We start from the raw sequence: 12,139 nt of genomic DNA on the forward strand, positions 1-12,139 counted from the left end.
ATGTCTGGCCTGATCGTCTCTGTCGAATTGGCGCGTCAGCGTCCGTTCTCGGCCTCGATCCCGAAGCGTTCGATGTACGACGAAAAACGTTCCCGCATCGCGCCGGCCTCCAGTCCGAAGTCCGCCGCGCTGTAGCGGTGCTCGCCGTGCTTGTGCTGCGGGTGGTCACGATGCCACGTTCGCAGTGCCGTTTCCGTCTCCGGCGCATAGTCGATGCCGAAGTGCGCGTAGACACGGCCGACGGCGCCGGCGGGATCGGTCACCGTCTCACGGAACGGCACGTCGAAGAAGCGCTCTTCGCCGAGCTCGCGGCGCGCAGCCATCGCGTCGTCCATCGTCCTCGCCCAGAGGTCGACGACCCACGCCGCGATCGCGCGCCGGTCCGGCTGATCCTCGTAGATGCCGCGCCGTCCGGCGATCAGGCTGCACAGCGACGGCAGTACCCGCGCCGGATCGCGATGCGTCTGCACGATGCACGCGTCCGGATAGATCTCGACGAGCTCGCGCAATCTGCGAAGGTGCGACGGATACTTGAGCACCCAGCGCCGGTCGGGGGAGCCCGATCCGATGATGCGCAGCAGGTCGCGGTGACGACGGTAGGCCGGTCGCATGTCGCATTCTTCGTACCACTTCGAGTACGAAGGCACCGTGGCGTTGCACTCGAAGCTGTCGTCGCGAAACGTGTGCTGCAGCAGCAGGCGGCATTCTTCGGGACCGTCGGCCGTAAGAAGGTGGATCGCCTTCAGCTTGGGATCGAGCCAGTAGCTGAGCGCCAGTCCCTGGGCAGCTTCCTTGAAACGAGCGTCCTTCTCCCACTGCTCGCGCGGCGGCCGCGGCTTCGGGGACGAGGCCAGCCAGTATTCGAGCACCTGGTTGGCAGGATCCTGCGCGATGAGAGCATGAAGCGCCGTGGTCCCGGTGCGCGGAAGGCCGAGAATGAAAATCGGGCGGCGCACTTCGATATCGAAGAATTCCGGATGCTCGCGGCGCCAGCGCTCCGATTCGAGGCGGCCGCGAAAGATCCCGACGAGCTGCTGCGTCGTCATCCAGCGCCCGAACGGATTCAGGCGCGACTCCTCGTCGTAGGCGCGAAGCAGGACGGACAGGCCGTCGCGGAAGTCGTCGTCGCCGAGGTCGGTGGCGCCGCCGGCGGCCTTGCTTGCCGCGGCGATCATTTCCTCTTCGGCCGCAACAAAGGACCTGCGCGAGCGCCCGAGCGACTCGAGCACGCGTGCGGCACCATTGATGATGCGGATGGGCAGGCGCTGGTCGCGTTCGGAGGACATTGACGGATCCGTGGCGGAGCTTCAGTCGGGCTCGACGTCGTCCAGGCGCAGGACGCGGCACGCGGGCTCGGGATGGTGCGCTGCCTTCACCCAGCGCAGTCCCATCGTGCCGCGGCGGTGCCCCGCCGTGTCGATCCAGTTGGCGAAGCCGCGGTTTTCGGCGGCAACGACGATGCGGAACGAACCGTCGGCGCGGTAATGCGTCGTGTGCTTGTTCGTCGTCACTGGCCTGTAGCGGTAGTCGAGGGATTCCATCCAGACGTTGTTCAGCTGGAAATTCCAGTACTGGCACTGCGGCGGAACGCCTTCGATGACGAGCGCCTCGTGCGGCGCGAGCTCCCACCAGCCCATGTAGAAGAAGATGTTCGGATCGCCGTGGGCGCCGCCGGTGATCTTCGGATCCATCGCAAGCAGGCGATTGGGCGTGCGGCGAAAGCCGGCGGCCCAGTTCGCGAACAGCGACGCGGTTCCCTGCACGTAAGAGGCGGCGCCGCGTAGGCCTTCGACGAGATGGGCGCTCGAAAGTGGAGCGGGAGGCGCACCGGTGCCGATGCGCTCGAGCTTGAGCTCGGCGGCAACTTCGGTTGCACGGTCGAGATAGTTCTGGCGCACGATCAGCATCGACGAATCCGGCTCGAGCTTGATCCAGTTGCCGTCGTGCGGCTGCGCCGAAAGGACGATTTCGATACCGCCGCCGGCATCGGTGCGAATCTGGCTGCCTTCGAGGTAACCGCTGCAGCCCGAGCGCGCGCCGGAGCCGTAGTGCCCGTAGTAGGCGCCGATTCCGAGATAGGCGATGGTGCCGCGCGTTCCGCTCAGGCGGTATTCGCAGGAGCCGTCGATGGCGGCGTTCTGGTAGAAGCTGTCGGGATTGTCGCAGCCGATCTTGGCCGTCTCGTGGCTGAGCCGGTAGAACGTCGGCGCCAGCGGGTCGGCGTGCTCGAGGAACTTCTCGAGGGCCAGGCGCGCGAGGCGCGTCAGGTATCGGTAGCCTTCGGCGCGGTCGAGAGCGTCACCGGCCAGGTCGCGCTCGATGACGCTGCCGGCGCTCCTCAATGCGTCGCAGAATTCGGCCCAGAGGCGGCCGCTCTCGACGAGCTCGTCGGCCTCCCTGGCCATGTTCTGCGGACCCGGCATGCGAAGCGGCCGACCATAGCCGCAGCCCCGCCCCGCCGCCACAGCGTCCATGAATGGGGTCAGGCACCAGAGGAATAATGTCTGGCACCAGGGGAATGGGGTCAGGCACCAGGGGAATGATGTCTGGCACCAGGGGAATGGGGTCAGGCACCATTCCTCTGGTGCCTGACCCCATTCCTTGTCCTCGCGAGTTCTATCCGCAGTTTCCCGGCCTGCGGTACTGGGTCGCGTGCGGCGCCGGCGCGACGCGCGGAGGTACCATGGGATCGTCGACCGGCGCCCCCGGCACCAGCCGCAGCGGGATCGTTCCGGCCCAGACGTCGAGCGCATGGTCCTCCTCGTCGTCCACCGGTCCGCCCATGCGTTCCTTCACCGAGACCTCGACGATCGGAAAGCGCACCACCAGCGTGCGCAGCACCTCGTCGCGGCTCGGCGGTCTCACCGACGGCGCGCGCCCCGGAACGATGTGCTCGACGATCGCCGCCAGCGCGCGCTCGTGCTCTTCGGCATCGGTCACCTTCTCGCCCGCCCCGTAGATCACGACGCAGCGGTAGTTCATCGAGTGGTGGAACGCCGAGCGCGCGAGTACGAGCCCGTCGATCAGCGTCACCGTGATGCAGGCCTGGGCCCCCGATGCCAGCGCGCGCAGCATGCGGTTTGCCGTCGATCCGTGCAGGTACAGCACGTCGTCGATGCGACCGTACGCGGTCGGGATGATCGCCGGCCCCGATTCCATCGTGAATGCCACGTGGCAGACCAGGCCTTCGTCGAGGATCGCGTGGACGGCGGCCCGGTCGTAACGGCCGCGCACGGCCAGGCGCTTGAGGGTCGTGCGCGCGGTGGGCGCGAATCGATCGTCGGCGTGGCTGACGGGAAGTGCGGTCGTGCTCATCGGAACCTCCGTATTGGCCGGCTTGCCTCACCGGCTCTCTTTTGTTACAGTACAAACTACTTTTTGTGACGGCACGTAGTGGTATCACGGGACGCAGCGCGGACGCAATCGCCCGCAGCGTCGAGCATGCGCTGGAGACGGGGCGCCTGTCCGAGCGCGACCTGCTGCCGCCGGTACGGGCCCTGGCCGCCTCCCTCGAGGTCAGCCCGACCACGGTGGCCGCCGCCTACCGGACACTGAGGCAGCGAGGAGTCGTCGTCGGCGACGGCCGCCGCGGCACGCGGATCGCGCGCCGCGAAGCGGAAGGCCCGCGCCTTCGCATTCCCGTCATCGACGGCGCCGTGCACCTGGCAGACGGCAATCCCGATCCCGCTCTTCTTCCCGATCTCGAGCCTTTGCTGAGGCGGGTGCCGATGCCGCGCGACCTCTACGGCGAAGCGTGCATGATTCCCGAGCTCGCCGATGCGGCCCGCCGCCTGCTCGCTGCCGATCGAGTGGAGATTCCGGCGCTGACGGTAGTTTCGGGTGCGATGGACGGAATCGAGCGCGTGTTGCTTACCCAGCTTCGTCCCGGTGACAGGGTCGCCGTCGAAGATCCGGCGTTCGCCGGAGTCCTCGATCTTCTCGCGGCGATGGCTCTGGTGGCGGTGCCGTTCATGCTCGACGGCGAAGGCCCGGTTCCCGCTTCGTTCGAGTCGGCGATCGCATCGGGAGTGCAGGCCGTCATCGTCACTCCCCGAGCGCAGAATCCCACCGGCGCCGCGACCAGCCCGGCTCGCGGCGTCGAATTGAGGAAAATCCTCGATCGCCATCCGTCGGTTCTGCTGGTCGAGGACGACCACGCGGCAGGCGTCGCCGGCGCGCCGCTGGTCTCCTTGCAATCGCGCAAGCGCGTGCGCCACGCCTACCTTCGCTCGATGGCCAAGGCTCTCGGGCCGGACGTTCGCGTGGCGTTCCTTGCCGGATCCGTCGACGTCGTCGCGCGCGTCGAAGCGCGGCAGATCGTTGGGATGCGCTGGGTCAGTCGCCTGCTTCAGCGTCTCGTCGTAGCCGCGCTGAAGGACAAAAAAGTGCTTGCCGCGGTCGCCCACGCCGAAGCGGAATACACGCGGCGTCGCCGCGCGGTGATCGAGGCGCTGGCCGCGCGCGGGGTGCGCGCGACGGGAGCTTCCGGCATGAACGTGTGGATCCCGGTGCGCGAGGAGGCGGTCGCGCTGCAGACGATTGCCGTTGCGGGCTGGACCCTGGCCCCCGGCGAGCGCTTTCGCGTGAAATCGCCGCCGGGGCTGCGCGTCAGCATCTCGCGGCTGGCGGTCGCGGATACGTCGCGCTTTGCCGATGCCGTCGCGTCGGCGCTGGTGCCGCGCCGCGCGGCAACGTCGACCTGAGCGGGTTCAGGAGCCGGCTTCGGCTTCGTGCTTCGGAGGAATCAGCAGCGACGCGACGACTCCTCCGGCAAGAATCAGCACCACCGCGGCCAACATCCAGAAATTGTATTCGTGCCCGAGCCACTGGTCGAGGAAGTCGGCCAGCAGCATCTTGGTGCCGACGAGCGCGAGCACGATGGCGAGCGCGATCTCGAGCAGATGGAAGCGGTCGAGCATTCCCGCCAGCGCGAAATACAGCGAACGCAGGCCGAGAATCGCGAAGATGTTGCTCGTGAACACGAGGAACGGATCGGCAGTGACCGAAAAGATCGCAGGTACCGAGTCGACGGCGAAGATGACGTCGCAGGTCTCGACGACGACCAGGGCCAGGAACAGCGGCGTCATCATCAGGATGCCCGGGCTCGCGGCTTCGACGGCGCGGTCATGATCGGCGCCGGGGCGATCGTGCGCAGCGGAGGCCGCAGAACCGGCCCTCACGAAGAACGAATGCCCGTGGAAATGGCTGGTCAGCGGAACGAAGCGCCGCACCATGCGCACGACGGGGTTGTTCTCGGGATGCGGGTTTTTGACATCCAGGCGCACCATCCTCCACGCAGTCCAGATGAGGAAGGCACCGAAGAAATAGAGGATGCCGTGGAAGCGCTGGATCAGCACGGCGCCCGCCGCGATCATCGAGCCGCGCATCAGCAGCGCTCCGAGGATGCCCCAGAACAGCACGCGGTGCTGGTAGAGCCCGGGCACCGCGAACGACGAGAAGATCACCGTCATCACGAACAGGTTGTCGACGCTGAGCGAGAGCTCGACGAGATAGCCGGTGACGTACTTGAGCGCAGCCCGGGGGCCGTCGTTGGCGAGATGGTCGACAGGATCGACGGCGCTGCCGAGGCCCATCCAGCCCGAGCCGTACGCATAGTAGACGAAGACGCCGAACATCAGCGCGATCGTCATCCACAGCAACGACCAGGCCATTGCCTCGCGCACTCCGACGACGTGGGCGTGGCGGTTGAGCACGCCGAGGTCGAGCGCGAGCAGCAGCAGGATCAGGGTGAGGAAGCCGGAGTAGAGCAGGAACATCGTCGCAAGCGTCCGGCGCGGCTTCGATGTAACGACGCGGGTGGCCGTTGGCAACTGCGGCGGCGGTGCGCAACGCGGAGCTTCGGGGCGTTGCTCCTCGTCCGGGGCCGGCATCCGGGATAGCTTGCCGCCTCGTGGACATCCAGAGCATTCGTCCCGCGACGGCTTTCTTCCTGTTGTTGCCGCTTCTGGCGGGTTCGTGTGCGAAGCCCGCGGAACCCGTTTCCAAGACGGCCATTCACGAGGCCGCCCAGGCCGGCGATCTCAAGGGCGTCGAAGCGGCGCTCGCGGCCGGCGTCAGCGTCAATGCAAAAGGGCGAAGCGATGCAACGCCGCTGCATCACGCGGTATTCGGCGACAAGCCCGACATCATCCGCTTCCTGGCTTCCAAGGGCGCAACGGTCGATGCCCTCGACGGCAGCGACCGTACGCCGCTGCACTACGCCGCTTCCAACGGGTTCCTCGATTGCGTCACGGCGCTGCTCGACGTCGGCGCCGATCCTGACGTACGCAACGCGTACGGATACTCGCCGCTTGCCGCAGCCGCGATGGAAGGCCGCGTCGAGGTCATCAAGCTTCTGGTCTCGAGAGGCGCGAGCGTCGATCTTCCGGACCTTGCGTCGAAGACGCCTCTCGATTTTGCGCTCAAGCAACGACAGGACGCCGCGGCTCGCGCGCTCGTCGAAGCGGGTGCCGACGTCAACTCCGTCGATCGCGAAGGTAGACGGCCGCTGACCGAGGCGCGGGCCCGCGGCTGCGATCCGTCCACGCTCGATTTTCTCGTTGCGCACGGGGCGCACGATTGATGGGGACAGGCACCAGCCGCATCGTTGGGGACAGGCACCAGCCGCATCATCTCGGCGCTGACGCACAGTTGATGCGGCTGGTGCCTGTCCCCTTCAGCGGAAGCGAAGGTCCGTCGCCTGCCAGTCTCCTTCCGGTGCGCGGAACGTCAGTAGTCGCAGGGCCGTCGTCACGGTGGCAAGGCTGCCGTGGGCGTGCACGGCCTGGACGTTCTCGCGAAGCTCGAGCCCGGCCTGGAAAATGCCGCCGCCGGCCGCCGCCTCGCCGAGCACGCGATTGCGTGTGACCGCGACGGCGACGTTGGTTCCTGCCTGAACCGACAGCACGGGCTCGCGCCGCTGCAGGAAGGCTTCGCTCCACGAGCCGTTGACTCCTTCGAAGCCGAGCACGCGCCGATCGGTGACGATCATCGCGACGCGTTCCCCGATGACGATGCCTTGGGGCTCCGATTCCCTCAGCTCGAACGCGCGCTCGGCCCAGTGGCTCTGGCCCGGCACCGTCCCCAGCGCGCGGCGGTCGGTGACCACCAGCGCCACTCGCCCGCGCACGCCGGTCCACAGCACGTTCTCGCCGCGCTCGAGATCGGCAGAGACGACGCCGCCGGTGAAAGCGTTGACGGCGAGCAGCTCGCGCGCTCGCACGACGATTTCGAGCTGGTCCTCGATCGGACCGAAGTCGAGGAAGGGAGGCTGGGAAAAAAAGAATGTCGCGACCGCCGGGGGCGGGGCGGTGGCGATGCCGGCCAGCAGCACTGCGACGACGAGCAACAGCCGGCTCATGGAAGTCTTGTAACACGTGCGGCGCGGCGCCGCATCGGACAACATCGAACCCGTGCTGTAGCCCCGGATGCACGGGACCGAGGTGCTGCCGACGGTTTCCGAACAGCCGCGGGTGCTACGGCGAAGGCGCTGCGCTAGAGCAGCGCCGTGCCCGCACCGCTCGTCCTTGCCTGCTTCTGGTTCGCGATCATGGGTGCGCTCGGGACGTTCTTCCCGCTGTTCAGCCTGTATCTTTCCGAAAACCTGGGACTGTCCGGAACCCAGACCGGAATCGTCACCGCCGCGCTTCCGCTGGCGGGCCTGCTGGCGCAGCCCCTTTGGGGCTCGCTCGCCGATCGCAGCGGATCGCGGGTCCGCGTTCTTGCGCTGGTGACTGCCGCGGCAGCGGGCGGTTACTACAACCTTTCGGTGCAGCGCAGCTTCCCGGGCGTGCTCGCGGCGACGCTGCTGTTCGCGTCGTTCTCGAGCGCGGTCATGCCGTTGTCGATCTCGGTTTCGCTCGCGCTGCTGAGGGAGCGCGGTCGCAACGCTTTCGGCATCGTTCGCTCGTTTGGCACTCTCGGCTATCTCGTCGCCGTCGCCGGCTTTCCGCTGCTGCTGCGCGCGATCGGCGAGTCGGCGCCGGAGGTGTCCGCAGCCGGACATGCTGCTCCGTCCCAGCCTCACCTCGCGCTGATGCTGCTGGTCGCGAGCATCGCGATGGGCGCCGGAGCGGTGCTCGCGCTCGGTCTGCCGCGCGACGGTGCGGTGGCGCTTCGCGCCGACGCCGGCGACTGGCGATTTCTCCTGCGCAGTCTTCCGTACCGGCGGCTGCTGGTCGTGACGCTGGCCGAATACACGTTCCTCCAGGGACCGCTCGTGATGTTCCCGATGTTCGTGCGCTCCCTTGGCGGCGGCCTCGACGTCGTCAGCCACCTGTGGATCTGGATGCTCGCGTTCGAGATTCCGCTGCTGGCGGGAGTTGCTGCGGCCCCCGAGTGGATCGGCGCACGCGAGCTGATCGGAATGGGCATCGTCGCCGACTCGACGCGCTGGCTCGTGTGCGCGTTGTCGCCGAGCCTGGATGTCATCTACGTCGTGCAGGTGTGCCACGGGCTGGCAGTGGCCGGATTCGTCGTCGGCAGCGCGCTGTACGTCGAGGCTGTCGTTCCGGGTCGTCTTCGCTCGACGGCCCAGGGCCTGGTCTACATGGCCGGAGTCAGCGTCGGCGGCGTGCTTTCGAGCGCGGGCGCCGGGGTGCTCATCGATGCGTTCGGTCCGCGCGCGCCGGCGCTCGTCGGAGGCATCGGAGGCGCGTGCCTGGCTGCGTCCCTGCCGTGGCTGCTGCCGCGCGTGGCGCGCCATGCGCACGACGACATCATCGCGATCGAGGCGGTCGACGAACGGGCCACGGTTTAGGCAGGACACGCGAATGGTCAAGGTCCTCTTCGTCTGTACCGGGAACATCTGCCGCTCGCCGACGGCCGAAGGCGTCATGCGCAGCTTCGTGCGGCGCGAAGGGCTCGAATCGCAGATCGAGGTCGCCTCTGCCGGGACCCACGCCTATCACGTCGGCGAAGGCGCCGATTCGCGCACAGTGCGTGCGGCGCGTCGACGCGGCTATGACCTTGGCGCGCATCGCGCTCGCAAGGTTACGGCCGGCGATCTCCAGAGTTTCGATCACGTGCTGGCGATGGACCGGGACAACCTGCGCCAACTCGACGCGCTCGAAGCTTCCACGCCGCGAGTCCGGACGTCTGCGCGGCTGTTTCTCGAAGGCGTGCCGCGGGTGAAGTACCTGGAAGTGCCGGATCCGTATGCGCTCGCCGACGAAGGCTTCGAGATCGTGCTCGACCTCGTCGAGAGCGGCTGCGAGGCGCTGCTGGAGCGGATCCGAGAAGGCGGCTGACGCCGCGACGCGAACAAAGCGACGGATTCAGCCGGAGCCAGGCGGACTCAAGGGCAGATGATCGGCCGCTGGGTCGAATCCAGGCACTGAAGCCGATCCTGCTTCAGGTCCAGATGGAGGCCCTCGCGAAGAGTGCCCTCGAAGGACCAGCGCGAGTAGCCCCACGATTCCCGCTGCGCATAGCGCCCGGTGAGGATTGCGATCTCGCAGCCCGGAGTGCTCGGCGCAAGGTGCAGGTCGCTGAACGTCTGGAACAGCCGCGGCGTGGCCAGCAGGGGCCGGGTCGTGACCGCCGGCTTCGCGCCGGCATCCCGGCTGAGGACGACTTCCTGGAGAAGGATCTGGTTGCTGGCCTCGTCGGCACCTACGTTCAGTACCCGGAACTCGATGGACGTCGTCGCAGTACTGGAACAGGACGGGACCCGTGTCGTCAGTACGTCGCGTACGGAAAGCGGGACTGCGGCCGCGATGGAGGCCGGGTCGTCATCCGCCATTGCGACCGTTCCCGTCGCGATGGTGAGCGCGGCAGTGCAAAGGAGCAGGCTGCAGGCACGATCGCGGAGCGGTGGAAGACGCAGATTCATCGATGACGGAACCGTTGGTGCGGCAAGAGACAGCAATAGCCGGATCATCGCCCGTGTTCGAGCAGTCGCGCGGGCTCGAACGTCGCGCTCATGTGTTCCATCCACATTCCCATCAGCGGAGCCTTCGGAAGCCCCAGAGCCGCGAGCTCTCGCGACATAGGATGATCGCCGAGCTCGAGCTCGATCCCGCTGCGGAAAAATCCGGTTCCCTTCGAGCGCGAGACGAAGCGCGTCGCGGCGGTGCGGTCGCCGATCATCGTGTACGTAGTCATCGCGTTTTCGGGAAGCTCGCGGCTGCCGCCGCGAGGCATCGACAGCGTGAGCACGTGCCGGCCCCGGCTCTCGAGGCGACAGCGGGCGCGATCGCCGTTGTGGTCGAACGTGATCGTCTCGATCGTCTTCGGAAAACCCCAGAGCTTTTCTCCGGCTTCGCGCGTGAACGCCTGGTCCACCGGAAGCCAGACGATGAAAGTCCCGGCGCGGCCGCGAAGGAAGGAGACGGCGTCGCTCACCCAAGGGATGCCGCGCCCCTTGGTCTTCTCGCGCACGAACAGCGTCAGCGACACTTCGTTGTAGTCGCCGAGGTCGTTGTCGACGTAGTCGATGCACGCCAGCGTGAACAGCGAGCGTCCGGGGAGCACTTCGATGACGTCCAGGTCCGGACTCGGCAGCAGCGCGCGGGCGGCAGCCGCGTCGACGAGCCACGTGACGGACGCCGACGCCGCGTCCCGGACGGTGACGGGCCACGTGATGCGCCGGCCCTGGATGACGTGTTCGTTCGCCTGTGCCGCTGCCGTCGCCATCGCGCCGCGTGTACGACGACGCGGAGCGGGACGCAACCGCGAGGCATTCGGGAGGCAATCGCGAGGCGTTCGGAAGTCATCCGGGAGGCATTCGGGACTGTCGGGCGCTGGCCTCGCGTCGGTGGATGCGCCAGTGTCGGCTCCCTTCACGGAGGGACTTCCATGAGCGGGCCGGGCGCGAACATCGCGAACAACTGGAAAGTCGGCAGTTGCACGATCACGACCGTCGTCGAAGATCGCAGCGACAGGCTGCCGCCCGAAATGTTCTTCCCCGAGGCGACGGCCGCCGACGTGCTGCGCCATTCCTGGCTTGTGCCCGACTTCGCCGATTCACGCGGCCGCATATCGATGAGCGTGCAGGCTTTCGTCATCGAAGTCGCCGGTCGCTGCGTGGTTGTCGATCCCTGCGTCGGCAACGACAAGACGCTTGCGGTGCCGTACTGGAACGAGCGCCGGTTTCCTTTCCTCGAGCGCTTTGCCGAGGCGGGCTTCGACCCGGCACGGGTCGATACGGTCGTGCACACGCACCTGCACGCCGACCATGTCGGCTGGGACACGCAGCTGGTCGGCGGGAAGTGGGTGCCGACCTTTGCGGCGGCGCAGCACCTGTACACCGAGCGCGAGCTCACGTGGTGCCGCGGCGGCGGCAACATGGCGATCGACGGCGTCTACGAGCAGTCGATCGCGCCGATCGTCGAGGCGGGCCTGGCCGTCATCGTTGCGGAAGATGCCGATCTCGGCGACGGGATGTCTCTGGAACCGACACCCGGGCATACGCCCGGCCACGTGTCGCTGTGGATCGAATCCGACGGCGCGACGGCGCTCGTAAGCGGCGACTTCCTGCACCATCCGGTGCAGTGCGCCGAGCCGCATTGGGCGGAAGTCGGCGACGAGGATCCCGAGAAGGCGAGGGCGACGAGGCGAGCCATGCTCGGTCGCGCGCAGCAGCGCGAGGCGCTGTTTTTCGGCACGCATTTCTCGACGGCGCCGGCCGGCAGGATCTGCGCCGACGGCGATGTCTGGCGATTCGTCTCCCGCGGCTAGCGTAAGCGGGAGACCCCCCGGCTTTGCCGGGGGATCCTTACCAGCCGCCCGGCGAAGCGTCTCAAAACTCGGCAATCGAAAATGCGAGCGACGACACCGTATTGCTTGCGGAAGTCCGCGAGCAGCCGCAGCCTACCGTTCGCGGAGTCGGAAACCTATACTCCGGCCCGTGCTTACGCCATATTCGAATTCCTCATCGCGGCGATGGCGGGCTGGGCGAGCCACTGCCGTCCGCGTCAACATCGGCAGCTGCTCAGCGGCAACCCCCATCATCAATTTGCGATCGATTCATTCGCCAGAAACCCTGAGGTTTGGTTCCGCATCACAGATGAATTTGCGAACGTGTAGAATCTCCCCGATCGCCATTCCGAGAAGTTTGAGAGTCTCTCGTTGCGGTTCGAGACGCCTACTGCCGACTATCCGGGTAGCCTCATCGAGTAACGCCATACTGTCGTTGAGA

At 67.1% G+C, this 12,139-nt stretch carries 12 protein-coding genes; 5 read left to right on the plus strand and 7 right to left on the minus strand.

The genetic code is table 11. The annotated features are described in order from the left end of the window. Positions 1-35 precede the first annotated feature (35 nt). The 3 genes from VGK20_04695 to VGK20_04705 form a co-directional block, all read right to left on the minus strand. Positions 36-1,286 (minus strand): sulfotransferase, encoded by a 1,251-nt coding sequence (locus VGK20_04695; GenBank protein HEY2773335.1) that lies wholly within the window; start codon positions 1,284-1,286, stop codon positions 36-38. Between the two features lie 21 nt (positions 1,287-1,307). Then, a complete protein-coding gene (locus tag VGK20_04700) occupies positions 1,308-2,474 on the minus strand; it encodes a DUF1214 domain-containing protein (protein HEY2773336.1) in 1,167 nt (388 codons plus the stop codon). Between the two features lie 142 nt (positions 2,475-2,616). After that, positions 2,617-3,315: a pyridoxamine 5'-phosphate oxidase family protein gene (locus VGK20_04705; protein ID HEY2773337.1), complete on the minus strand. Its 699-nt coding sequence runs from the start codon at positions 3,313-3,315 to the stop codon at positions 2,617-2,619. Between the two features lie 65 nt (positions 3,316-3,380). Here VGK20_04705 and VGK20_04710 point away from each other — a divergent pair, with 65 nt between their 5' ends. Beyond that, on the plus strand, positions 3,381-4,703 hold the full coding sequence (locus tag VGK20_04710; GenBank protein HEY2773338.1) for an aminotransferase class I/II-fold pyridoxal phosphate-dependent enzyme: 1,323 nt from the start codon (positions 3,381-3,383) through the stop codon (positions 4,701-4,703). 6 nt (positions 4,704-4,709) lie between these two features. On the opposite strand, the gene VGK20_04715 is transcribed toward VGK20_04710, so the two are convergent. Beyond that, a complete protein-coding gene (locus tag VGK20_04715) occupies positions 4,710-5,777 on the minus strand; it encodes a TerC family protein (protein HEY2773339.1) in 1,068 nt (355 codons plus the stop codon). Between the two features lie 134 nt (positions 5,778-5,911). Between VGK20_04715 and VGK20_04720 the strand changes: the two genes are divergently transcribed. Next, on the plus strand, positions 5,912-6,583 hold the full coding sequence (locus VGK20_04720; GenBank protein ID HEY2773340.1) for an ankyrin repeat domain-containing protein: 672 nt from the start codon (positions 5,912-5,914) through the stop codon (positions 6,581-6,583). 93 nt (positions 6,584-6,676) lie between these two features. On the opposite strand, the gene VGK20_04725 is transcribed toward VGK20_04720, so the two are convergent. Next, the gene (locus VGK20_04725) at positions 6,677-7,360 is read right to left on the minus strand and encodes a hypothetical protein (protein ID HEY2773341.1); all 684 of its coding nucleotides are present in this window, start codon (positions 7,358-7,360) and stop codon (positions 6,677-6,679) included. A 147-nt stretch (positions 7,361-7,507) separates the two neighbouring features. Between VGK20_04725 and VGK20_04730 the strand changes: the two genes are divergently transcribed. Next, positions 7,508-8,758: an MFS transporter gene (locus VGK20_04730; protein ID HEY2773342.1), complete on the plus strand. Its 1,251-nt coding sequence runs from the start codon at positions 7,508-7,510 to the stop codon at positions 8,756-8,758. A gap of 13 nt (positions 8,759-8,771) precedes the next feature. After that, on the plus strand, positions 8,772-9,248 hold the full coding sequence (locus VGK20_04735) for a low molecular weight protein-tyrosine-phosphatase (protein HEY2773343.1): 477 nt from the start codon (positions 8,772-8,774) through the stop codon (positions 9,246-9,248). Between the two features lie 47 nt (positions 9,249-9,295). On the opposite strand, the gene VGK20_04740 is transcribed toward VGK20_04735, so the two are convergent. Together VGK20_04740 and VGK20_04745 are read right to left on the minus strand one after the other, a co-directional pair. Further along, complete coding sequence (locus VGK20_04740; protein ID HEY2773344.1) at positions 9,296-9,832, minus strand: hypothetical protein; 537 nt, start codon at positions 9,830-9,832, stop codon at positions 9,296-9,298. 44 nt (positions 9,833-9,876) lie between these two features. Further along, positions 9,877-10,635 (minus strand): acetoacetate decarboxylase family protein, encoded by a 759-nt coding sequence (locus tag VGK20_04745; GenBank protein ID HEY2773345.1) that lies wholly within the window; start codon positions 10,633-10,635, stop codon positions 9,877-9,879. 162 nt (positions 10,636-10,797) lie between these two features. On the opposite strand from VGK20_04745, the gene VGK20_04750 reads away from it, so the two are divergent. Next, positions 10,798-11,679, plus strand: a complete 882-nt coding sequence (locus VGK20_04750; protein HEY2773346.1) for an MBL fold metallo-hydrolase — start codon at positions 10,798-10,800, stop codon at positions 11,677-11,679. The last annotated feature ends 460 nt before the right edge of the window (positions 11,680-12,139 follow it).

It is taken from the genome of Candidatus Binatia bacterium, assembly GCA_036493895.1.
GTDB lineage: Bacteria > Desulfobacterota > Binatia > UBA1149 > CAITLU01 > DATNBU01.